The organism is Chromohalobacter sarecensis, assembly GCF_023061135.1.
Taxonomy (GTDB): Bacteria; Pseudomonadota; Gammaproteobacteria; order Pseudomonadales; family Halomonadaceae; genus Chromohalobacter; species Chromohalobacter sarecensis.
Genome location: NZ_JAKGAN010000003.1, coordinates 270597 through 292478, shown reverse-complemented (window position 1 = coordinate 292478; position 21882 = coordinate 270597). Strand labels below are relative to the sequence as shown.

Annotated in this window: 22 protein-coding genes and 2 tRNA genes; 9 read left to right on the top strand and 15 right to left on the bottom strand. The window is 58.7% G+C overall.

Features of this window, described 5'->3' with window-relative positions:
- A complete protein-coding gene (locus L1071_RS07160; protein WP_246970651.1) occupies nt 1–588 on the top strand; it encodes a cupin domain-containing protein in 588 nt (195 codons plus the stop codon).
- A 3-nt stretch (nt 589–591) separates the two neighbouring features.
- Here the strand turns inward: L1071_RS07160 and L1071_RS07155 are convergent, their stop codons facing one another.
- The 12 genes from L1071_RS07155 to L1071_RS07100 all read right to left on the bottom strand — a co-directional run bounded on the left by L1071_RS07155 (nt 592) and on the right by L1071_RS07100 (nt 11861).
- Entirely contained in the window at nt 592–1833 is a 1242-nt protein-coding gene (locus L1071_RS07155) for a uracil-xanthine permease family protein (RefSeq protein ID WP_246970648.1), read from the bottom strand.
- Nucleotides 1834–2123: 290 nt separating this feature from the next.
- A complete protein-coding gene (locus L1071_RS07150) occupies nt 2124–3866 on the bottom strand; it encodes an ABC transporter substrate-binding protein (RefSeq protein ID WP_246971157.1) in 1743 nt (580 codons plus the stop codon).
- A gap of 57 nt (nt 3867–3923) precedes the next feature.
- A complete protein-coding gene (locus tag L1071_RS07145; protein WP_246970645.1) occupies nt 3924–4196 on the bottom strand; it encodes a DUF2160 domain-containing protein in 273 nt (90 codons plus the stop codon).
- A gap of 12 nt (nt 4197–4208) precedes the next feature.
- Nucleotides 4209–5105, bottom strand: coding sequence for a carbohydrate ABC transporter permease (locus tag L1071_RS07140; RefSeq protein WP_425531233.1), 897 nt, complete (start codon nt 5103–5105; stop codon nt 4209–4211).
- Between the two features lies 1 nt (nt 5106).
- Nucleotides 5107–5985 carry a carbohydrate ABC transporter permease gene (locus tag L1071_RS07135; RefSeq protein ID WP_246970643.1) on the bottom strand — a complete coding sequence of 293 codons (879 nt, stop codon included), beginning with the start codon at nt 5983–5985 and terminating at the stop codon, nt 5107–5109.
- Nucleotides 5978–7078 carry an ABC transporter ATP-binding protein gene (locus L1071_RS07130; RefSeq protein WP_246970639.1) on the bottom strand — a complete coding sequence of 367 codons (1101 nt, stop codon included), beginning with the start codon at nt 7076–7078 and terminating at the stop codon, nt 5978–5980. The genes L1071_RS07135 and L1071_RS07130 overlap by 8 nt, the downstream gene beginning before the upstream one ends.
- Nucleotide 7079: 1 nt before the next feature.
- Nucleotides 7080–8168 (bottom strand): ABC transporter ATP-binding protein, encoded by a 1089-nt coding sequence (locus tag L1071_RS07125; protein ID WP_246970636.1) that lies wholly within the window; start codon nt 8166–8168, stop codon nt 7080–7082.
- 359 nt (nt 8169–8527) lie between these two features.
- Entirely contained in the window at nt 8528–9157 is a 630-nt protein-coding gene (gene upp, locus L1071_RS07120; protein WP_246970632.1) for a uracil phosphoribosyltransferase, read from the bottom strand.
- 128 nt (nt 9158–9285) lie between these two features.
- Nucleotides 9286–9987 carry a uracil-DNA glycosylase gene (ung, locus tag L1071_RS07115; RefSeq protein WP_246970615.1) on the bottom strand — a complete coding sequence of 234 codons (702 nt, stop codon included), beginning with the start codon at nt 9985–9987 and terminating at the stop codon, nt 9286–9288.
- A gap of 37 nt (nt 9988–10024) precedes the next feature.
- Nucleotides 10025–10513, bottom strand: coding sequence for a xanthine phosphoribosyltransferase (gpt, locus tag L1071_RS07110; RefSeq protein WP_246970599.1), 489 nt, complete (start codon nt 10511–10513; stop codon nt 10025–10027).
- A gap of 64 nt (nt 10514–10577) precedes the next feature.
- On the bottom strand, nt 10578–11123 hold the full coding sequence (locus L1071_RS07105) for an adenine phosphoribosyltransferase (protein ID WP_246970583.1): 546 nt from the start codon (nt 11121–11123) through the stop codon (nt 10578–10580).
- Nucleotides 11124–11246: 123 nt separating this feature from the next.
- Nucleotides 11247–11861: a riboflavin synthase subunit alpha gene (locus tag L1071_RS07100; protein WP_246970577.1), complete on the bottom strand. Its 615-nt coding sequence runs from the start codon at nt 11859–11861 to the stop codon at nt 11247–11249.
- 467 nt (nt 11862–12328) lie between these two features.
- Between L1071_RS07100 and L1071_RS07095 the strand changes: the two genes are divergently transcribed.
- The 4 genes from L1071_RS07095 to L1071_RS07080 all read left to right on the top strand — a co-directional run bounded on the left by L1071_RS07095 (nt 12329) and on the right by L1071_RS07080 (nt 15514).
- Nucleotides 12329–13372, top strand: coding sequence for a methionine ABC transporter ATP-binding protein (locus L1071_RS07095; protein WP_246970574.1), 1044 nt, complete (start codon nt 12329–12331; stop codon nt 13370–13372).
- Complete coding sequence (locus tag L1071_RS07090) at nt 13353–14006, top strand: methionine ABC transporter permease (protein ID WP_246970571.1); 654 nt, start codon at nt 13353–13355, stop codon at nt 14004–14006. The genes L1071_RS07095 and L1071_RS07090 overlap by 20 nt, the downstream gene beginning before the upstream one ends.
- 124 nt (nt 14007–14130) lie before the next feature.
- Nucleotides 14131–14958: a MetQ/NlpA family ABC transporter substrate-binding protein gene (locus L1071_RS07085; protein ID WP_246970554.1), complete on the top strand. Its 828-nt coding sequence runs from the start codon at nt 14131–14133 to the stop codon at nt 14956–14958.
- Between the two features lie 82 nt (nt 14959–15040).
- On the top strand, nt 15041–15514 hold the full coding sequence (locus L1071_RS07080; protein WP_246970551.1) for a GAF domain-containing protein: 474 nt from the start codon (nt 15041–15043) through the stop codon (nt 15512–15514).
- A gap of 66 nt (nt 15515–15580) precedes the next feature.
- Here the strand turns inward: L1071_RS07080 and L1071_RS07075 are convergent.
- Together L1071_RS07075 and L1071_RS07070 are read right to left on the bottom strand one after the other, a co-directional pair.
- Nucleotides 15581–15657 (bottom strand) — tRNA-Val (locus L1071_RS07075).
- 77 nt (nt 15658–15734) lie between these two features.
- A tRNA-Val gene (locus tag L1071_RS07070) sits at nt 15735–15811 on the bottom strand.
- 357 nt (nt 15812–16168) lie between these two features.
- On the opposite strand from L1071_RS07070, the gene L1071_RS07065 reads away from it, so the two are divergent.
- The 3 genes from L1071_RS07065 to L1071_RS07055 all read left to right on the top strand — a co-directional run bounded on the left by L1071_RS07065 (nt 16169) and on the right by L1071_RS07055 (nt 19799).
- Nucleotides 16169–16933, top strand: a complete 765-nt coding sequence (locus tag L1071_RS07065) for a DeoR/GlpR family transcriptional regulator (protein WP_246970548.1) — start codon at nt 16169–16171, stop codon at nt 16931–16933.
- A 129-nt stretch (nt 16934–17062) separates the two neighbouring features.
- Nucleotides 17063–18568, top strand: a complete 1506-nt coding sequence (glpD, locus tag L1071_RS07060) for a glycerol-3-phosphate dehydrogenase (RefSeq protein ID WP_246970545.1) — start codon at nt 17063–17065, stop codon at nt 18566–18568.
- 127 nt (nt 18569–18695) lie between these two features.
- Entirely contained in the window at nt 18696–19799 is a 1104-nt protein-coding gene (locus L1071_RS07055; RefSeq protein ID WP_246970541.1) for an endonuclease/exonuclease/phosphatase family protein, read from the top strand.
- 89 nt (nt 19800–19888) lie between these two features.
- Here L1071_RS07055 and L1071_RS07050 read toward each other — a convergent pair whose 3' ends face one another.
- Nucleotides 19889–21268: a class II fumarate hydratase gene (locus L1071_RS07050; RefSeq protein ID WP_246970536.1), complete on the bottom strand. Its 1380-nt coding sequence runs from the start codon at nt 21266–21268 to the stop codon at nt 19889–19891.
- Between the two features lie 180 nt (nt 21269–21448).
- Here L1071_RS07050 and L1071_RS07045 point away from each other — a divergent pair, with 180 nt between their 5' ends.
- Entirely contained in the window at nt 21449–21874 is a 426-nt protein-coding gene (locus L1071_RS07045; RefSeq protein WP_246970533.1) for a secondary thiamine-phosphate synthase enzyme YjbQ, read from the top strand.
- Nucleotides 21875–21882 lie beyond the last annotated feature (8 nt).

The following is a 21882-nucleotide window of genomic DNA, read 5'->3' as shown; positions in this document are numbered from 1 at the left end:
ATGAGCGGATTCGACGTCGGCGCACGTCTCAAGCAATTGCGCACGTTGCGTGACTTATCGCAACGCGAGCTGGCGAAACGTGCCGGCGTGACCAACAGCACCATTTCGCTCATCGAGCAGAATAGCGTGAGCCCTTCGGTGAGCTCGCTGAAAAAGATCCTCGACGCCATGCCGGTCTCGATCAGCGAGTTCTTCGCCGGTGAGGAAATCAGCCCCCAGGAAAAGGTCTTCTATCGAGCCGAGGAATTGACGGAAATCGGCGACGGCAACCTTTCCTGGCGCCTGGTGGCCGCACGCCACCCCAGTCGTGGCATGTCGATCATCCACGAGCATTACCCACCGGGCGCCGATACCGGCGAAGACATGCTCGAACACGAGGGCGAAGAAGGTGGCGTCGTCATTACCGGCACGATCGAGCTTACCGTCAACAACGACACGCAATGCCTTCACGCGGGCGACGCCTATTATTTCGACTCGCGATTGCCACACCGCTTTCGCAATACCGGCGACGCGGACTGTGTCATCGTCAGCGCCAACACCCCACCGGGCTTCTCCGAGGGCGGCGCGAGCACTCATCATCGCCGCTAGGCGTCATTCATGCTCGGCGGCCGGCGGCAAGACCCAGTTGAGGACAATGCCCACCAGGGCCGCTAGGCTCACGCCCTGCAAGGCGTATTCGCCACTGCCGAGCTGCATGCCACCGATCCCGAAGACCAGGATCAACGATACCACCACGAGATTGCGTGGCGCGGTCAAAGACTGGCCACCACGCACCAGGGAGTTCATCCCCACCACCGCGATGGAACCGAACAACAGCGTCATGATGCCGCCCATCACCGGCGTGGGAATGGTCTGCAGTAACATCCCGAGCTTGGAGACGAACGCCAGCACGATGGCGGTACAGGCCGCGACGATCATGATCGCCGGGTTGAAATTGCGGGTCAGCGTCACCGCCCCGGTGACCTCCGAATACGTCGTATTCGGCGGCCCCCCAAAAAGCGCCGCCACGGAAGTCGCCAAGCCGTCTCCGAGCAAGGTACGTTTCAACCCTGGTTTTTCAAGATAGTTGCGCCCCGTCACCGAACCGATGGCCACCATGTCGCCGATGTGTTCGATCACCGGCGCGATGGCCACCGGGATCATGAACAGGATCGCCGCCATGCTGAACGTCGGCGCCACAAATTCGGGCCATGCCAGCCAGGCGGCGCCTTGTACCGGTGTCAGGTCGACCACGCCCATCGCGAGTCCCAGCGCATAGCCCACGACGACCCCGCCCATGATCGGGATCAGGCGAATCAGGCCACGCCCGAAGACTGCCAATATAAGCGTCACCAGCAGGCTCACCATCGACAGCGTGATGGCCTGAGCGTATCCCATGTCGCTATTCTCGCCCGTCGCCATATCCACCGCGACGGGCGCCAATGCCAGACCGATAACCATGATCACCGGCCCCACCACCACCGACGGCAGCAAGCGATGCAACCAGGCGGTGCCTTTCATGCGCACGATTTGCGAGATCACCACATAAACGAGCCCCGCAACGAACAGTCCGCCCAGCGTGGCGGGAATGCCATAGCTGGCCACCGAGCCTTGAATGGGCGCGATGAAGGCAAACGAGGATGCCAGGAACACCGGGATGCTACGTTGCGTGACGAACTGAAAGATCAACGTGCCGATACCCGCCGTGAATAACGCCACACTCGGGTCCAGCCCCGTCAAAAGCGGCACCAGCACCAGGGCCCCGAACGCCACGAAAAGCATCTGTGCGCCTACCAGCAGGGTGCGCAGCGGGGTATCGGCTGGCGTGGCTGAAGCCACCCTCTCGTCGGTCATGAAAAGCCACTCCTAGTAGCATTGGCGGAAGTAAGAAAGAAAACGCGCGGTATTCTAGCAATCCCAAGCGTTAAATCGCAGCCACCAAGCATCAAAGCGCTGGCGGGAAACCTACGGAGTTCGTTCTTTTTTGAATTGCATGTCTGGCCCTTGTTTGCGAAGCGAAAGGCCCCGCTCGATATGCATCGAGCAGGGCCTCAGGTCCCGTTCAGGCAACCGGCTACACGATCTTGCACTGCCACGGGCGGACCCGGAGGAACGGTAGGCGAGTCAGATGACCCGCTCGCCGATCATTCGCGAGAACCAGCGGCCATCCACGCCTCCATCATCTCTTCGTAGGGAACGGTGGTCCCCTGCGGCATCTCATCATCCAGCTTCGCCTTGGGCGAACCCGGCTGGTCGAGCCAGTACTGGGGATCACGTTCCTCATTGAGGTTGGGGGCGTACGTCTCGAAGACCTTTGCCCGAGCCAGGCGACTCATGATGCTGTCGAGATCGCCGGCCAAGTTATCGAGCGCCTCCTTCGGCGAAATATCGCCGCTGACAGCCGGTGACAGGTTCTGCCACCACAACGGTGCCATGCGCGGATAGTCCGGAACGTTAGTGCTCGATGGTGTCCAATTGGCAGCGTTGGGGCTGCGATAAAACTCCACCAAACCACCCAACTTGGGGGCCATTTCGGTCATTTTGTCGGAGAAGACATCAGACTCACGAATCGGAGTGAGACCCGCCAACAACTTCTCAAGCGAGACCGTCTTGGAAACAGTGAACTGTGCAAAAAGCCAGGCAGCCGTGCGCCGGTCTTCAGGTGTGGAGTCGAAGAAAGTCCAAGCCCCCACGTCCTGATACCCCACCTTCATGCCCTCTTCCCAGTAAGGGCCTGTCGGTGACGGCGCCATACGCCACTTCGGGTTACCTTCTTCGTCGGTGACCGGTAAACCAGAGTCGGTCATATCCGCCGTGAAAGCGGTATACCAGAAGATCTGCTGAGCGACATTTCCTTGAGCCGGCACCGGCCCAGCTTCTCCAAAGGTCATGCCGCTCGCCTCAGGCGGGGCATACTTTTTCAGCCAATCGACCATCTTGGTCACGGCAAAGACCGAGGCCGGCGAGTTAGTAGCCCCACCGCGAGATACGCTGGCCCCGACAGGCTGGCTCTCTTCGTTGACGCGAATACCCCAGTCATCCACCGGGTTCCCAAATGGTACGCCGGGGCTCCCCATCCCCGCCATGGAGAGCCAGGAGTCGTGGAAGCGCCATCCCAACGAGGGGTCACGACGACCGTAATCCATGTGGCCATATACCTTGGTGCCATCGATCTCGCCAACATGCTCAGTGAAGAACTCAGCGATGTCCTCGTAGGCGGTCCAGTTGGTCGGTACGCCCAGATCATAGCCATAGAGTTCGCGGAACTGTTTCTGCAGATCCTCGCGCTGGAACCAGTCATAACGGAACCAGTAGAGGTTGGCGAACTGTTGGGTAGGCAACTGATAGACACTGCCATCAGGGCCCGTGCCATACTGCAAACCCATGAAATCGTCGAGGTCCAGGGTCGGCAGGGTATAGTCCGCCCACTCGTTCTTCATAGCCTCGGAAATATTGACGGTGGTGCCATAACGAATATGCGTGCCGATGGAGTCCGTGTCATTAACGTACCCATCGTAGATATTGCGACCCGACTGCATTTGGGTCTGCATATTGTTGACGACATCGCCCTCGCCAATGATGTTATGCGTCACTTCGATGCCGGTCAGCTCACTGAAGGCCTCGGCGAGCTCCTCACTCTCATAGACATGCGTGGTCAGCCCCTCGGCGACGGTGTTGATCTCCATTCCCTGAAAGGGCTTGGCCGCCTTGGCAAACCACATCAGTTCTTCAATCTGTTGCTCACGTGTCAGTGTCGATTCTTGAAAGTGTTCATCTACCAATCGCTCGGCGATAGCTCGAGTATCTTTTTCATCGGCGTGCACAGCACCGCATGCCAGCATGACACCGGCTGCGAGTAGAGAGAGCCGCATTGTTGTCGTTTTCATATTGACCTCTTTGGTTGTTGTCGTCCGTCCCTGGACATTTAGCTCCATCCCTTTCTTTCAGCCCCAGCGCATCAATACCAATAACCACAGTACCGATGCCCCCAGAGCCAGCCAGATACTGAACGGCGTAAAGCCCACGACGATCAGGTGGATATAAGCCGCCGATAGAAGCCCGATAAAGAACCGATCGCCACGGGTGGTCGAGATCGGCAAGAAGCCCTTGCGCTCAACCGTCGGTGAAATAACCTCCCAGCTCGTCATCACCGCCAACATGGCGGCGATGACCACGAAGAAGACCATCGTGGGTGTCGTCCAGACCATCCATCCCATGTCACGACCTCCTCAGGTACGGCCCAGGGCAAAGCCCTTGGCGATGTGATTGCGAACGAAATAGACCACCACGATACCCGGCAGAATGGTCAGAGTGCCGGCAGCGGCCAGTGTTCCCCAATCGATTCCCGAGGCGCCCTTTGTCTGGGTCATCACCGAGGCGATGGGCTGGGCACCCGTAGAGGTGAGAGTGCTGGCCAGTAGCAGTTCCACCCAAGAGAACATGAACAGAAAGAACAGAGTCACACCGATGCCTGAGCTGATCATAGGAATGAATATCTTCACGAAGAAGCGCGGAAAGCTGTAGCCATCAATAAAGGCAGTCTCGTCGATCTCCTTGGGTACACCGCTCATGAAGCCTTCCAGAATCCACACGGCCAGCGGAATATTGAAAAGGCAATGCGCTAGCGCCACCGCCACGTGGGTATCGAAAAGTCCGACGGTGTAATACAGCTGGAAATACGGCAGCAAGAAAACCGCCGGCGGCGCCATCAAATTGGTCAATAACCAGAAGAAAAGATGCTTGTCGCCGATAAACTGATAGCGGCTAAAGGCATAGGCCGCCGGCAGAGCAACGACGATACTGATCAACATGTTCATCAACACGTAGGTGATCGAATTGATGTAGCCCATGTACCAGCTGGAACTGGTCAATATCTTGGCGTAGTGCTCGACGGTAAAGTCTTGCGGCCACAGAGTCAGCCCGCCGAGAATCTCGGTATTGGACTGAAAAGACATATTGAGCAGCCAATAGATCGGCAGCAGTACGAACACGATGTAGGCGAGCATCAGCCCCCGGCGTCGCCATTGACGGGGAGCCGAGCGAGCCTTTCGTCGACGCCGATTATCGGCAGCTGCGGCGCTCTGACGCACTTCTTCAGGTGTTTTCGGCAATGACGAAGCACTCATCTCACGCCCCCTTGTTGTTGTCTTTCTGCATGTTCATGATCGCGGTGTAGAACACCCAGGTGACCAGTAGAATGATCAGAAAATAGATAAGCGAAAACGCCGCCGATGGCCCGAGGTCCTGCTGGCCAATGGCCATGGTCGTCAGCGACTGACTCAGAAAGGTCGTGGAATTACCCGGACCACCGCCGGTCAGCACGAAAGGCTCGGCATAAATCATGAACGAGTGCATGAAGCGCAGCAGCACCCCAATCACCAGTACGTTGGTAAGCTTGGGCAGTTGGATATAACGGAACACAGCCCATTTCGAGGCGCGGTCGATGCGGGCGGCTTGATAGTAAGCATCCGGAATCGAGCGCAGGCCGCTGTAGCAGAGCAAGGCAATGAGCGACGTCCAGTGCCAGACATCCATCAGGATGATTGTCGCCCAAGCATCCACCGGGTTAGCAGTGATGTTGTAGCCATAGCCGAGCTCGCGCAGGCTCCAGCCCATCAAGCCGATGTCGCCGCGGGTAAATATCTGCCAGATACTGCCCACGACGTTCCAGGGAATCAGTAATGGCATGGTCACCAGAATCAGTGCGGCCGATGCCTGCCAGCCCTTCTTGGGCATGATCAGCGCGATGCCAATTCCCAACGGTACCTCGATGGCCAGGATCGTCAACGAGAAGGCAAATTGACGCAGAACGGCTGCCTGCAAAGCCGGGTCGTTGAGCATCTCCTTGAACCATTCGGTGCCCGTGAAGAATCGTGTATGGGCATCGAACACGTCCTGGACGGAATAATTCACCACTGTCATCAGCGGGATGACAGCCGAGAAGGCCACCAACAGCAGCATGGGAAGAATCAACCACCATGCGCGGTTGTTGTAGACTTTATTCATGGTCGATCTCCACCCGATATTCATCGACGTAAAGCCCGAGGCGCTCATCGGGGAAGCGCAGCCAGGCCTTACCGGTCGGGGTCACCTGGTCTTCTTCGATACGCGCTTTTAGCGAGATGCCACCCAGCGTCAAATAAACAATCGAATAGGTCCCTAGATCCTGAGCATGGTCCACTTGAGCCGACATCCCGCCTTCCAGCGGATCGGCATGCACCTCGATGAATTCAGGCCGGATACCCAGCTTGATGTTGGAGGACGTCGCTTTCTCGATGGCATCACGAACTCCCAGCCCCACCGTGAGCGCGGTATCGCCGGCCCAGACCTCGCCATCGCGAGCGGAGACGTCCAAAAAGTTCATGCCCGGACTGCCGATGAAGTAGCCGACGAAGGTGTGATTCGGTGTCTCGAAAAGCTCTCTGGGCGTACCGAACTGCACCACTTGGCCCTCGTACATCACGGCGATCTTGTCAGCGAAGGTCGAGGCTTCGAGCTGGTCATGAGTCACGTAGATCATGGTGATCTGGAAACGTTGGTGAATCTCCTTGAGCTTACGTCGCAATGTCCACTTAAGCTGCGGATCGATAACCGTCAACGGCTCATCAAACAGAATGGCCGAGACGTCATCACGTACCAGACCGCGGCCCATGGACACTTTTTGCTTCTCGTCCGCCGTCAGGTTCTTGGCCTTGCGCTTTAGCTGGGAAGTCAGCTCCAGAACATCAGCCACTTCCATGACACGCTCGTGGACCCTCGCCTCAGGGGTCTTTACGTTTCGCAGTGGAAAAGCAAGATTGTCGTAAACCGTCATCGTGTCGTAGATGACGGGGAACTGGAAAACCTGGGCTATATTGCGCGCTTCGGGCGGCAACGCATTGACTACTTCACCATCAAAAAGCACGTCGCCACTCGATGGCTCGAGCAAACCGGAAATGATATTGAGCAATGTCGATTTCCCGCAACCCGAAGGCCCCAGCAAGGCATAAGCGCCGCCCTGCTGCCAGACATGATTCATCTCACGGATGGCATAGTCTTGAGCTGACTGAGGATTCGCCGAGTATGTATGCGCCAGGGATTTCAGGGTGATCTCGGCCATCTCAAACACCTCTCAGGTGAGTCGGTATATGGATTACCGCACCTTCATGATCGAAGGCATAAATCTTGTGCGCCGGAAAGTAGAGCTTGACCGGCGCATCAACACGAAATTCGTGTACCCCCTCAAGATGTACCGTCATGTAGAAATGCTCGTTGTGCACATGCAGGAAGGTTTCAGACCCACTGATCTCGGCCAAATCAACGGTCATATGAATTTCGATATCGCCTTTGGCACGTGGGGCCAGAGAAATATGCGAGGCACGAATGCCAAACCGGTATTCCCCCGGCTCTAAAGTGCCAAGCTCGTTGCCAGCAGGGAAGTGCAAGGTATTATCGAAGCTGATTTCAGAACCAGAGAGGGTCCCCTTGACGATATTGATGGGGGGCTCCGAGAACATTTCAGCCGCCCTAATATCGTTCGGACGGTGGTAAACCTCTGCAGTGGGGCCATATTGAAGTAAACGGCCTTGATGTAGTACTGCTGTATTGCCGCCCAGCGCCAATGCTTCGGCAGGCTCGGTGGTCGCATAGACGGCAATACAATTACGCTCACTGAAGACCGCCCGCAGCTCTTCGCGGAATTCCTCGCGAAGCTTATAGTCCAGATTGACCAGTGGTTCATCGAACAGCACCACATCGGCATCCTTTACCAAGGCGCGCCCCATGGCGGTACGCTGCTGTTGGCCACCAGACAGCTCCAATGGCTGACGATCGAGCAGGTGCTCGATATGCAGCATCTCGGCAATACTCCGCACCCGACGATCGATCTCGGCGCGCCCTGCCTTCGCCAGCTTCAGCGGCGAGGCAATATTCTCGTAGACGGTAAGGCTGGGGTAATTGATGAACTGCTGATAAACCATCGACACATTGCGATGCCTTACGGAGCGACCGGTCACATCCTGACCATTCATCAAGACTCGCCCTCGGGTCGGCGTATCGAGCCCCGCCATCAGCCGCATCAGAGTGGTCTTCCCGGAGAGCGTCCGGCCCAACAGGACATTGAACGATCCGGGTTCGAGGGTCAGATTCATATCAGCGATATGCGTCTCGCCGCCGATCACCCGATCGATGCTTTCTAGGTTCAATGACATACGGATCTCGGCTGTTATTCGTTATGAGATCACGCTGAGTCTGCGTGTGAAATCACGTTAGTCGAGATTCGAATTCAGACACAAATGTTATTTATCGAAAATGACGCCCAGGCCCCTCAATATGGCCAAAACAAAGTCACAAACTATTGTTTATAGGAATAAAAAACAACGGATAGAACTTTTGTCTACTTCGCACAAAAAAATCAGTGCGCGATGCTATCAAAAGGAGAATGGCTGGACTCTTCAATTTCGAACATAAAAAGGGCCGCATGCAGCGACCCTGGTTCTTGGCAATGAAATCCAAAGATGAGGACAGTCTAAGCCACATCGGAAATTCCGATGTGGTCTTGCCGGGGGTATCAGCGCGTGCCGAATATCTTATCGCCGGCATCGCCAAGGCCGGGGACGATGTAGCCATTCTCGTCGAGGCGCTCATCGACGGACGCGGTATAAATCTCTACCTCGGGATAAGCCTCTTGCACCCGGGCGATGCCCTCAGGCGCCGCGACCAGGACGATGACTTTCACCAGCGGGCAGCCACGTGCCTTGAGCATATCCAGCGTCGCCACCATGGAGCCCCCCGTGGCCAACATGGGATCGATGACAATCGCCATACGCTCGTCGAGATCGCCGACGAACTTCTCGAAATAAGGCACCGGCTCCAGCGTCTCTTCGTTGCGATAAAGCCCCACTACACTGACGCGCGCGCTGGGGATGAGATCGGTAACGCCATCGAGCATGCCCAGACCGGCACGCAGAATGGGAACCACGGTAACCTTCTTGCCCTTGAGCAGTTCGACTTCGAGCAAGCCGCCACTCCATCCCGGAATTTCTGTCTTCTGAGTCTCGAGATCCTGCGTCGCTTCATAGGTCAATAACTTGGCGACTTCGCTGGCCAGCTCGCGGAAGCTCTTGGTGCTGATACCGGCTTCACGCATCAGGCCCAGCTTATGCTTGACCAGGGGATGTTGGATGGAATGAACGCTCATGGCGGGGGGATATCCTTTCGGCGATGACGAGCCGAACCGCACTCCACGCCGGCCATGCGGGTACGTCACGGAGGCGGCCGGGAAGCGATTCGGATTTACACGTATTCTAGCGTGCCAGGGAGCGCGGGTTAAGGGGACGAGATGAACTCAGGCTGTGCCGGCAATTGCCAGTCGATGCCCTCTCGTCCTCGTGCAGCCAGAAAAGCATTGGCTTGAGAGAAGTGACGCTGACCGAAGTAGCCACGGTGCGCTGACAAGGGCGAGGGATGCGGGGCATGCAATACCAGGTGTTTCTGACGGTCGACGAACGATGCCTTCTTCTGGGCGTAACTGCCCCACAGCAAGAAGACCACCCCATCGCACTGCTCATTGACCACCTGAATGGCACGATCGGTGAAGGCTTCCCAGCCCTGCCCCCGATGCGCGCCGGCATTGCCCTGCTCGACGGTCAATACACTATTGAGCAACAACACACCCTGACGCGCCCAGGACTCGAGAAAACCGTGCGACACCGGCGTCGTGCCCACGTCCTGCGCCAGTTCCTTGTAGATGTTCTGCAACGAAGGCGGCGCCGGGATGCCGGGGCGCACCGAAAAGCATAAGCCATGCGCCTGGTGTGGCCCGTGATACGGATCCTGCCCCAGAACCACGACGCGGACCTGATCCAGCGGCGTCAACTCAAAAGCTCGAAACCAATGATCCGAATGCGGGTAGATCACCTTGCGCTGGGCTTTTTCGCGCGCCAGGAACGCGCGCAGCGCCTGCATGTAGGGCGCTTCGAATTCTGGGCCCAGATGACGCTGCCAACTATCCGGCAAGACTTGAGACATCACGCACCTTCCTTACGCTTGCGTTGGGCGATGGGGCTCATGAATCGCGCGAACGCACCTGGTCGACCAACGGCTCGACATAGGCAATGCCCATGTCCCAGGGGAATTGAATCCAGCAATCCTGCGCGACCTCGGTCAAGCACTGATCGACCAACGGACGACCTTCCGGCTTGGCATAGATGGTCACGAAATGCGCCTTGGGCAGCATCTCGCGCACCGCCCGCGCCGTATTACCAGTATCGACCAGGTCGTCGACCAGCAACCAGCCATCGCCATCATGGTCGACGCCCTTCATGACGTCCAGGCCGCCCTGCTCCTTGTGCTCGTAACTCTTGATGCACACCGTATCGATCAGACGCACGTTGAGTTCACGCGCAATCAATGCCGCAGGAATCAAGCCACCACGGGTAATCGCGACGATGCCTTTAAAGTCTCGCTCGACAAGTTGGTGACACAGGACACGCACATCACGATGCAACTGGTCCCAGGAAACGGTGAACTGCTGGTGATAGCGATCGGTACTCATGGGAAGACCACCCGGAGGAATATAAGGGGCTACAGGGCGCGTGGCAGCCACGCGCCCACGCGCGTCATTCGTGTTCGGTAAAGGTGCAAACGGCGAACACGCCATGGCCGGCATCGCGAATCTTCTGCGCGCCACCGAGTTCAGGAAGGTCGATGATCGCGGCAGTCTCGACCACTTGTCCGCCGCTGCGCTGGATCAGCGAGGCCGCCGCCAGCATGGTACCGCCAGTGGCAATCAGGTCATCCATCACCAGGATACGGTCGCCTTCGCGAAACGCATCGGAATGCAGTTCGACGGTCGATTCACCGTATTCCAGCGTATAGGTTTCGCTGATGGTCTTGAACGGTAACTTTCCCTTCTTGCGCACCGGCACGAAGCTGCAGCCGAGCTCATAGGCGACCGGCGCTCCGATGATGAAACCGCGCGCATCGATCGCGGCGATCGCATCCAGGTTGAGCTCCTGATAACGGTGAACGAAGCTATCGATGAGCTTGCGGAAAGCGGCGCTATTCTGCAGCACCGGCGTAATATCACGGAAATTGACGCCCGGCTGGGGCCAATCGGGGACGGTGCGAATGACCGACTTTATATAATCGCCATAAATGCTCATCTGAGGCTCCATCAGCAATGCACGCGGTTTAGCCGCGACGGGCAGCGGACAAAGCCGCAAATGGTACCCAATGCAACGCCAGGAATCGAGGGTATGCTTCAGAACCTCGATTTTTGTGCAGTCTTATACCGAGCCACGCGCCGCCATGACCCGCTCAACCGTCTCGACGATGGCCTGGGTCTGCGGGTCGATTTCGATATTGACGCGATCACCCAGCATGCGTTCACCCAGCGTTGTCCGCGACAATGTCTCGGGTATCAAGTCGACACAGAAACGGGCACCGTCGAGCGCACCGATCGTCAAACTGATGCCATCGACGCCAATATAGCCTTTTTCGAACAAGAACCGTGCATGCACGTCGGGCACCGCAAACCACAGACGACGATTGTTCGGTGCCTCCTCGAGTTCTTCCAGCGCCGCTTGACAGATGATGTGACCGGACATCGCATGGCCGCCGATCTCGTCACCGATGCGCGCAGCACGCTCCAAATTGACGTGACCACCGACATCCAGCGCGCCCAGATTGGTGAGGCGCAACGTTTCACGCATCAGATCGAAGGACACTCGATCACCCTCGATGCGCGTCACCGACAGGCAGCATCCGTTGTGCGACACCGACGCACCGGTTTCGAGCCCATCCACCATGCCCTCGGGAAACGTCACGATGTGGCGCCGGAACTGCGTTTCCTCTTCCACGGCCACCACCGTTCCCACGCCTTGCACGATACCGGTAAACATCTCGACTCCTTGACCAATCCTGACGCTCGACAGGCATCATTCTACCATGGCCCACCGCTCCCCATCGTCAGACGCCTGCACCTTTAAAAGCCTCCAAAACAGGCGATTTTTCTGAACCAAGTCCTTGAATACAAGCACTTGGCCTAGAGACATTGACAGGCCTCGAAGCGCTGCCTAGAATTCGCGACTTCTTGAGCGCCGATTTGTACCCAGATTGCGGGCGCGCCCGGGCATGTCCCGGGGAAATACCGCTAAAAGGGTGTGTCCAGCGTTGATGGCCACCCGCCTGGGTGGCCTTTTTTTATGGCCACAGCCTACAAATCCCGCCACATAGGCAGTCCAGCCTCGTTATAATGCTGGGTTCTGCCACATGCGACGCCACTCCAGGCACGACAAGCTTCGATCACCAACGGTCGCCGGCGTGCCAATGGCCATGACGTCCCAACGCATCGACCCAAACGAAGACGATGATCAAACTCGAAGGTGTCTCCAAAACCTATGGGGCCGGCCCTACGGCGGTCCATGCCCTCAAAAATATCGACTTGGATGTCCCGCAAGGTGCCATTCACGGCGTGATCGGTCTGTCCGGCGCGGGCAAGTCGACGCTGATTCGCTGCGTCAACCTCCTCGAGCGCCCGACGTCGGGCCATGTCATCGTCGACGGCCAGGACTTGACCCAGCAGGACAGCGAAGCCTTGCGCCAGTCGCGTCATCAGCTCGGCATGATTTTCCAGCATTTCAATCTGCTCGCCTCGCGTACGGTTTTCGATAACGTGGCGCTGCCGCTGGAGCTGATGGGTGTGTCGAAAGGTGAGATCCGCGAGCGCGTCGAACCGCTGCTCGATCTCACCGGCCTGACCGACAAAGCCACGCAATACCCGGCACAACTCTCGGGAGGGCAGAAACAGCGCGTGGCCATCGCGCGTGCACTCGCCAGCCGCCCCAAGGTACTGCTCTGCGATGAAGCAACCTCTGCTCTCGACCCACAGACGACGGCTTCCATCCTCGAACTGCTGCAGGACATCAACCGCAAGCTGGGGCTGACCATTTTGCTCATTACCCATGAGATGGAAGTGGTCAAGAGCATCTGCCACCGTGTCGGCCTGATTTCGGATGGCGAGCTGGTGGAAGAAGCCGACGTCGGCGATTTCTTCACCGCGCCGGCGACACGCCTGGGCCGCGAGTTTCTCAACGCCTTTCTCGAACTCGAGCCACCGCAGGCGCTGGTCGAGCGTCTCGAGGAGACACCCGGCGAGCATACGCATCCCGTGGTACGCCTGGCGTTTTCTGGTGCGAATGTCGCCACGCCACTCATTTCGCGCCTGGCACGCGATAGCGGCGTCGATGTCAGCATCCTGCAAGCCAAGGTGGAGTCGATTCAAGGCCGCACGCTGGGCCTGATGATCGCCGAGCTCATCGGCACGCCCGAGACGACGTCACAAGCACTCACGCAACTCGAATCCCACGACATCAATGTAGAGGTACTCGGCCATGTCCAGCGCGATGCTTGAATTGATTCTCGAGGCCACTCTCGACACACTCTATATGGTCGCACTCTCGGGCGCGGTTTCGGCCGTGATCGGCATCCCCCTCGGGGTTCTGCTTTATGTCACGCGGCCGGGGCAGATCCTCGCGCAGCCCGTCGCCCAGCGTGTACTGGGAATCGTCACCAATATCGGCCGTTCGATTCCCTTCATCATTCTCATGGTGGCGATCATCCCCTTCACGCGCCTAGTGGTGGGCAGCTCTATCGGCACCAACGCCGCCATAGTGCCGCTCATCATCGCCGCGATTCCCTTCGTCGCGCGCCTGGTCGAAGGCGCGCTCAACGAGATTCCCCCAGGCCTCATCGAAGCCGCTCAGGCGATGGGCGCCACCCCGGTGCAGATCATCACCAAGGTACTCCTGCCGGAAGCCAAGGGCGGCATCATCAATGGCCTGACCATCACCGTGGTCACACTGGTCAGCTACTCGGCCATGGCCGGCGCCGTCGGCGGTGGCGGTCTGGGTGACTTGGGCATCCGCTACGGCTACAACCGCTTCGAACCGCTGATCATGCTCATCACGGTGGCGATATTGGTCGTCATGGTGCAAGGCTTTCAAAGCCTTGGCGACCGCCTTGTGCGCAAGGCCGACCACAAATGAGTGCGTGGTCAGAGGGTAAACGTACAGCTATAATAGACAGCACTTTTATACTCAAAAAAGCATAAATGCTTATCGGTAACTACCGTATATTCGGTGACAACGCCTCATTCAAGGAGCTCACACAATGAACGACACTCTCGCCCAGGCCCTACACCCCGTTCGCCTGTTCGGCGCGGCGGCACTACTCGGTGCCGGCCTGCTCGCCGGCTGCGGAAGCGATGACGCCGAGACACAGTCGATCAAGGTTGGCACCGTGGCAGGCCCGGAAACGGACGTCATGCAAGTCGCCAAGCAAATCGCCAAGGACGACTACGATCTCGACGTCGAGATCGTCGAGTTCACCGATTATGTCTCACCCAATGCGGCCCTCGCTGACGGCAGCCTGGATGCCAATGCCTTTCAGCATGAGCCGTACCTGAACAGCATGGTCGAGGATCGCGACTACGACTTCGCTATCGCCGGCAAGACCTTCGTCTACCCGATCGGTGCGTATTCCGAGCGCTACGACGCCATCGACGACGTACCCGACGGCGCCACTATCGCCCTCCCCAACGACCCTTCCAACGAGGGGCGTTCGCTCATTTTGATGCACAATGAAGGGCTCATCGAACTCGACGACCCGGAAAATCTCGAAGCGACGCCGGTGGACGTCAAAGACAATCCGCATGACTACGAATTCCGCGAGATCGAAGCTGCCCAGTTGCCGCGTGTGCTTCCCGATGTGGACCTGGCCTTCATCAACAATACCTTCGCCCAGCCAGCAGGCCTCAGCCTGGACGACGCGTTGATCAAGGAAGGGCCGGAATCACCCTACGTCAACCTGATCGTCACGCGTGAAGACAATCAGGACGACGAGGCGATCCAGAACCTGGTCAAGGCGTATCAGTCGCAGGCCGTCATCGACAAGGCCAACGAACTGTTCAAGGGTGCCGCAGTGCCCGGCTGGGAGTAACCGCCCTCCGCCGCTTCGTTGGACAGGCCGGCCCCACAGGGCCGGCCTGTTTCGTTATCATTCTCATTCATCCGGAGACATCATGAGTGACTACGCCCTGCTCGCTCGCCAGCTGGAACCCCTGCTGGACACCCACGACTGGCTGACCAATGCGGCGCAGACCTGCGCCTTCCTGAAGCACGAGATCAGCGATCTGAACTGGGCCGGCTTCTATCTTCAACGCCAGCCCGGGACGCTCATCCTCGGGCCTTTCCAGGGCTTGCCAGCCTGCAACCCCATCCCCTTCGACAAAGGCGTCTGCGGCGCCGCCGCCACGACACGACGCACGCAGCGTGTCGCGGATGTCCATGCCTTTCCCGGTCACATCGCTTGCGATGCCGCATCGCGTTCGGAGCTGGTAGTTCCCATCATCCACGATGGCGAACTCTGGGGCGTCCTGGACCTCGACAGCCCGCGTCCCGAGCGCTTCAGTGAGGACGACCAGCGCGGGATAGAGCGCCTGGTGGAAATTTTCATTGCCGCCAGCGACCTTTCCACGCCCAGCGTGACTGGATAAAGCTCAGCAGCTCAAAGCCCCAACGCAAACGCCCCCGCTGCAAGACAGCGGGGGCGTTCAATATTCTGGTAGGACCGAGCGGATTTGAACCGCTGACCTCCACGATGTCAACGTGGCGCTCTAACCAACTGAGCTACGGTCCTGCAAATCGATTGTTAGCAGCACTTCGATGCTAAGTACTAATGACCTTACATTGAGCACTTATGGCATTAAGCACTACTGGTAGGACCGAGCGGATTTGAACCGCTGACCTCCACGATGTCAACGTGGCGCTCTAACCAACTGAGCTACGGTCCTATTTTGCGCTAGCTTAAGCGATGCTATGGCTGCCGCTGCCGGCTCTCGCCTTGGCAACGGATGCGCATTCTACGCAGGTCGTGGAAAATTGCAAGCCCCAGGTCCAAAAATTCGCCAGGGTTCAAACGTTTGACGCGATTACCTCGCACGTTTTTATGCCTGTTTATAAAAGTTCATTTTATCGAAAACACTATGTCTATGTTCGCTTTACAACAATCCATGATACTTTTTTCCGCACTGGATCATGGTTTAACATAGATTTCCAGCCTGCACTGCACTGTATGTGCAACGTTCGCGTCTACCCACACGACATGGCTCATTCACCGGCCGTTTGACTCGCCAGGTAACGGAACCCCCATGACACAACAAGACCGCCACGACGCCATCGTCACCCTGGTCAAGCGCCAGGGCTACGCCTCCATCGAGCAGCTCACACAGCATTTTTCCGTCACGCCACAGACGATTCGCCGCGACCTCAACCAATTGGCCGACGAAGGTGCGGTCAAGCGCGTGCACGGCGGCGCCGGCCTCGAGTCGAGCACCGTCAACACTGCCTACCATACACGCAAGACACTCAATGCCGATGCCAAGCAGCATATCGCCGAATGCGTTGCCTCGCAGATCCCCGACTCCGCCTCCCTGTTCATCAATATCGGCACCAGCAATGAAATGGTCGCCGAGGCGCTACGCAACCATCGGGGTCTCGAGGTCATCACCAACAACCTCAACGTAGCGGCGATCCTCCAGCACAACGAAGACTTCAACGTCATCATCGCCGGTGGCCAGGTACGCTCGCGCGACGGCGGTATCATCGGCGAGGCCACGATCGACTTCATCAATCAATTCAAGGTCGACTACGGCATCATCGGTATCAGCGGCATCGACGATGATGGCTCATTGCTCGAATTCGACTATCAGGAAGTCCGTGTCGCCCAGGCCATCATCAGCAACTCACGCCAAGTCTTCCTGACTGCCGACCATTCCAAGTTCCATCGCAATGCCGTGGTACGGCAGGGCAATATCTCGCAGATCGACGCGTTGTTCACGGACCGTCAGCCACCCGACGGCATCCTGCGCCTACTACGCGAGCACGATGTAACCCTGCATATCGCCGACGCCTGACCGCCTCGCTCCGCTCACGGCGTCGCCCAGTGACGCCATGTTCGTTTCGTCGACTTGATGTTCGCTTTCGATTACGCTACTTTCATATCCGAACATTTAATTTGCGAAACCAATCTTGCGGAGCTTGCCATGAACGCCTCCCCCCGACAGGACATCCTCGACCTTTTCGTCATCGGCGGTGGCATCAATGGCACCGGCATCGCCAATGATGCTGCAGGCCGTGGCTTACGCGTCGCCCTGAGCGAACAGCAAGACCTCGCCAGCGCGACTTCCTCGGCGAGCAGCAAATTGATCCACGGCGGCCTACGTTACCTCGAGCATCGGGAATTTCGTCTGGTGCGCGAGGCGCTGCACGAGCGTGAAGTGCTGTTACGCAAGGCACCGCATATTGTCTGGCCACTGCGCTTCATCCTGCCGCACCAGCCGCATTTGCGTCCGGCCTGGATGATCCGCACCGGCTTGTTTCTGTACGATCATCTCAGCCAGCGTGCCAGCCTTCCTGCCTCGAAAGGGTTGCGCTTTGACGCCCTGAGCCCCCTGAAACCCGATATCAAGCGCGGTTTCGAATATTCAGACTGCTGGGTCGATGATGCCCGGCTGGTCGTACTCAACGCCATGCAGGCACGTGAACACGGCGCCGATATCCAAGTAGGTAGCCGCTGCATCGGGGCACAGGAAGAAGACGGCCTCTGGCATATCACGTTGGAAGATGTCACCACCGGCAAGCGCCGAGTACGCTACGCACGCGCCCTGGTCAACGCCGCCGGCCCTTGGGTAGAACAGGTGGTACGCGAAAATGCCCAGCGCGATTCACGCTACGGCGTGCGCATGATTCAAGGCAGTCATATCGTCGTGCCACGTCTCAATACCGACGAACGCGCCTATATTCTGCAGAATCAGGATCGGCGCATCGTCTTCGTGCTGCCCTATCAGCAAGACTACAGCCTGATCGGCACCACCGATGTCCGCTACCAGGGTGATCCCGCCCAGGTCAGCGCCAGCCGCCAGGAAATCGACTATCTGCTCGACGTGGTCAATCAGCATTTTACTCAGACGCTCTCCCACGACGACATCGTCACCACCTTCTCCGGCGTACGCCCGCTGTGCGATGACGAATCCGCCGATCCTTCGGCGATGACCCGCGACTACACGCTCGATCTCGACGTCCGCGGCGCACCGCTGCTGTCCGTGTTCGGGGGCAAGATCACTACGTACCGCAAGCTGGCCGAAGCTGCCCTCGAGCAACTGAAGCCCTACTTCACCGAGATGGGATCGCCCTGGACCGCCGAGGCATCGCTTCCCGGCGGCGACATCGACTCGCGGGAAGCATTCTCCATGCAACTCGTCCGCGATTATCCGTTTTTGGGGGAAGCCCGTGCGCGACGCTTCGCATCGAGCTATGGCGCGCTATGCCTGCGCTTTCTGCACGGCGTCAGCCGCGAAGATCAACTTGGCGACGCATTCGGCGCCGGGCTCACACAGGCCGAAGTCGACTATCTAGTGCGAGAGGAATGGGCCCACTCGCCGGATGATATCCTATGGCGACGCACCAAATTGGGCCTGCGTTTCACGCCCGAACAACACCAGCATCTGACCGCCTATCTCGAGCGTCATTGCCACAGCCATGCGGCCTAACGAGGCCATGCGATGACAGCGTCACTTGGCGCAACCACCGTTTAGCCTGCTACCCTCAATCCTCACGCTGACCATGGACGGTAACGCCTCGGCATGGAGCCAGGGCCGGCGCCGCCGAAACGAGGCCATGATGATTGAGTATGCCATCGAGATAGCGCTTGCCCTGCTTGCGCTTTTAGCGTTTATTGCCACCGCCATCCCGTGGCTGGATTTACGCCACTGGTGGGTTCGAGGTTTAGACTTTCCCCGCATGCAACTGGCGGCATTCGCCGTGGTGATTTTTATTGCCTTGTTGTGTGTGCTGCCATGGTCGCCACTGGGCTGGATTGGCGCTATCGCGAGCTTGGTCGTGTTCGGCGTTCAAGGTAAGCGCATTTTCCCCTGGACACCACTGGCAGCACGCCAGGTGGTCGATGCCGAAGGCGAGGATGCCTCACGTCAATTTTCGCTGCTCGTCGCCAACGTTCTCACGCCCAATCGCCAAGCAGCGTCACTCACACGCCAGATTCACGAGGTCGACCCCGACATCGTGCTGACGCTGGAGTCGGATGCTTGGTGGGAAGAGCGCCTCGACGAGGCATTGAGCGAGAGCTACCCGTATACCGTCAAGATCCCCCTCGATAACCTCTACGGCATGCACCTGTATTCGCGTCTCGCGCTACATGAACCGCATGTCGAGTGGCTGATCCAGGACGACATCCCCTCGATACATGGCTGGTTCGAGCTGCCTGGTGGCAAGCATGTGCGCTTCCATGCCGTACACCCACGCCCCCCCGCCCCCGGCGAAAGCGATGAATCGCTATGGCGCGATGCCGAGCTGTTGCTAGTCGGCCAGACGGTTCGTGACTCGGATCAACCCACACTGGTCGCCGGCGATCTCAACGACGTGGCATGGTCGAAGACGACACGTCTATTCTGCCGCATTAGCGGCATGCTGGATCCACGCCGAGGACGCGGCCTTTACAGCACCTTTCACGCTAAGCATCGCTGGCTACGCTGGCCGTTGGATCACGTCTTCGTCAGCGAGCACTTCACCCTGGTTGCGCTACGCCGCCTCTCGGCGTTCGGTTCCGACCACTTCCCGATTCTCGCGACCTTCCGTTATCGGCCGGCACGCGCCGATGAAAACGATAGCCCGGACGCGGATCGCGAAGAGCGACAGGACGCCGAGGAAACCATCGAGGAAGCCCAGGATCGGCGTGGCGAGGACCCCGTCAAGAACGCCGTGTAAGGCTATCGTGGTAAAGATCCGAGGAGGTGCAAATAAATTGGGCGCCCGTGAGGGCGCCCAGGGCAGGCAACACCTGTCGTTTTACCGAGTCATTCGGGGATGCCGCCTTGTGTCAGTTGCGTGGGATCGAGCAGTCGCTCGAGTTCCTCGCGGGACAACTCGGTTTCCTCTTCGGCCACATCGATGATCGGCCGGCCTGCTTGATAGGCCTTCTTGGCGACCTGGGCCGCCGCGTTATAACCGATGACCGAGTTGAGCGCAGTTACCAAAATGGGATTGCGCGACAACGGCGCCTCGATATTGTCGCGACGCACATTGAAAGTGGCGATGGCACGATCGGCCAGTAGCGTACTGGCGTTAGACATCAGGCGAATCGACGTCAACAGATTCGAGGCAATCAGCGGCAGCATGACATTGAGCTGGAAGTTGCCACTCTGCCCCGCCACCGTGATCGCGCTATCCAGCCCGATGACCTGCGCTGCGGTCTGCGCCGCCGCCTCGGGAATCACCGGATTGACCTTGCCCGGCATGATCGAGCTGCCTGGCTGCAAGGCTTCGAGCTCGATCTCGCCCAGCCCGGCCAAGGGTCCCGAATTCATCCAACGCAGATCATTGCTGATCTTCATCACCGCGCAAGCATAGGTACGTAGCTGACCGGACAACTCGACAGCGGCATCCTGCGACCCCAGGCTGGCGAAGAAGCTATCGTTGGGGCGCAGATTGAGTCCGGTCTGTTCCCCGAGCGCCTTGGCAACCCGCTCGGCGAACTCGGGGTGGGCGTTGATGCCCGTGCCGACCGCCGTGCCGCCGAGCGCCAAACGCGTCAGCCTCTGCTGGGTGCCTTCCAGACGCTCGATGGCCTGTGCGACCTGGCTGGACCAGCCCCCAAGTTCCTGACTCATGCGCACCGGCATGGCATCCATCAAGTGGGTCCGCCCCGTCTTGACGACATCGTCTACCTCGTGCGCCTTGGCGTCGATGGCCGACTGCAGGTGACGCAAGGCGGGAAGCAACGTGTTTTCGACCTCCAGCGCCGCCGACAGATGCAGCGCGGTGGGAATCACGTCATTGCTCGACTGCCCCATGTTGACATGGTCGTTGGGGCCAACCTCGGTGCCGCTCTCGCTGGCGAGATGCGCAATCACCTCATTGACGTTCATATTGGTCGAGGTGCCCGACCCCGTCTGGAAGACATCGATCGGAAACTGGTCGCCATGCTCGCCATCGACGAGACGCTGGGCCGCATTGATGATCGCTTCCGCGCGCGGAGCGTCGAGCAGACCGAGATCGCGATTGACGTTCGCCGCCGCCAGCTTGACCCGTGCCACGGCCTGAATGAACGCAGGAGGCATGGGCTGCCCACTGATGGGAAAATTGTTGATGGCACGCTGGGTCTGGGCGCCATACAGTGCATCGGCAGGAACCTCGAGTTCCCCCATGCTATCGCGTTCAATGCGTGTCTCGCTCATCACACCCTCCTGATCGGTTGAGACCACCGTGCGCGCGCCCCATCATGGCGATGCCCGTCGCTATCGACGATCATGACGGTCGCCCCTCCGGCGCACACGAGCCCGGCGACTATTAATATGAAATTGTGCTGCCGATGGCGCCTTTCAAGGCATCGTCACTACCTCTCGGGAGAATTCATCATGTGGCACCGCACCACGCTCACCCTGAGCCCACGCCGCCAAGGCTTTCACCTCGTCACCGACGAGATCATCGACCAGCTCCCAGCGCTCGCCTCCGTGCGCCTCGGGCTCTTGCACCTGCAACTGCTGCACACATCCGCATCGCTCACTCTCAATGAGAACGCCGATCCTGACGTGCGCCACGACATGGCTTTGTACGCCGAACGGCTCGCACCACAAGACATCGACGGCATGCGCCACACACTGGAGGGACCCGACGACATGCCGGCGCACGTTTTGGCCAGCCTCTTCGGCACCCAACTCACGCTAGCCGTCGAAGCAGGACGACTCGCCACCGGCACCTGGCAAGGCATATGGCTGGGGGAGCATCGCCGCCACGGTGGGCCGCGCCGCATTCTCGCCACGCTCAACGGCGACGACGCATGACTTGGCTT

Bases quoted from the DNA above. Each gene is read 5' to 3' on its own strand.
- upp (WP_246970632.1), bottom strand. From the start codon at position 9,157: ATGAGCGTTCATTCCATCCAACATCCCCTGGTCAAGCATAAGCTGGGC.
- L1071_RS07160 (WP_246970651.1), top strand. From the start codon at position 1: ATGAGCGGATTCGACGTCGGCGCACGTCTCAAGCAATTGCGCACGTTG.
- ung (WP_246970615.1), bottom strand. From the start codon at position 9,987: ATGTCTCAAGTCTTGCCGGATAGTTGGCAGCGTCATCTGGGCCCAGAA.
- L1071_RS07140 (WP_425531233.1), bottom strand. From the start codon at position 5,105: ATGAGTGCTTCGTCATTGCCGAAAACACCTGAAGAAGTGCGTCAGAGC.
- L1071_RS07085 (WP_246970554.1), top strand. From the start codon at position 14,131: ATGAACGACACTCTCGCCCAGGCCCTACACCCCGTTCGCCTGTTCGGC.
- L1071_RS07135 (WP_246970643.1), bottom strand. From the start codon at position 5,985: ATGAATAAAGTCTACAACAACCGCGCATGGTGGTTGATTCTTCCCATG.
- gpt (WP_246970599.1), bottom strand. From the start codon at position 10,513: ATGAGTACCGATCGCTATCACCAGCAGTTCACCGTTTCCTGGGACCAG.
- L1071_RS07105 (WP_246970583.1), bottom strand. From the start codon at position 11,123: ATGAGCATTTATGGCGATTATATAAAGTCGGTCATTCGCACCGTCCCC.
- L1071_RS07065 (WP_246970548.1), top strand. From the start codon at position 16,169: ATGACACAACAAGACCGCCACGACGCCATCGTCACCCTGGTCAAGCGC.
- L1071_RS07095 (WP_246970574.1), top strand. From the start codon at position 12,329: ATGATCAAACTCGAAGGTGTCTCCAAAACCTATGGGGCCGGCCCTACG.
- L1071_RS07090 (WP_246970571.1), top strand. From the start codon at position 13,353: ATGTCCAGCGCGATGCTTGAATTGATTCTCGAGGCCACTCTCGACACA.
- L1071_RS07130 (WP_246970639.1), bottom strand. From the start codon at position 7,078: ATGGCCGAGATCACCCTGAAATCCCTGGCGCATACATACTCGGCGAAT.
- L1071_RS07045 (WP_246970533.1), top strand. From the start codon at position 21,449: ATGTGGCACCGCACCACGCTCACCCTGAGCCCACGCCGCCAAGGCTTT.
- L1071_RS07055 (WP_246970541.1), top strand. From the start codon at position 18,696: ATGATGATTGAGTATGCCATCGAGATAGCGCTTGCCCTGCTTGCGCTT.
- L1071_RS07145 (WP_246970645.1), bottom strand. From the start codon at position 4,196: ATGGGATGGATGGTCTGGACGACACCCACGATGGTCTTCTTCGTGGTC.
- glpD (WP_246970545.1), top strand. From the start codon at position 17,063: ATGAACGCCTCCCCCCGACAGGACATCCTCGACCTTTTCGTCATCGGC.
- L1071_RS07155 (WP_246970648.1), bottom strand. From the start codon at position 1,833: ATGACCGACGAGAGGGTGGCTTCAGCCACGCCAGCCGATACCCCGCTG.
- L1071_RS07125 (WP_246970636.1), bottom strand. From the start codon at position 8,168: ATGTCATTGAACCTAGAAAGCATCGATCGGGTGATCGGCGGCGAGACG.
- L1071_RS07050 (WP_246970536.1), bottom strand. From the start codon at position 21,268: ATGAGCGAGACACGCATTGAACGCGATAGCATGGGGGAACTCGAGGTT.
- L1071_RS07150 (WP_246971157.1), bottom strand. From the start codon at position 3,866: ATGAAAACGACAACAATGCGGCTCTCTCTACTCGCAGCCGGTGTCATG.
- L1071_RS07080 (WP_246970551.1), top strand. From the start codon at position 15,041: ATGAGTGACTACGCCCTGCTCGCTCGCCAGCTGGAACCCCTGCTGGAC.
- L1071_RS07100 (WP_246970577.1), bottom strand. From the start codon at position 11,861: ATGTTTACCGGTATCGTGCAAGGCGTGGGAACGGTGGTGGCCGTGGAA.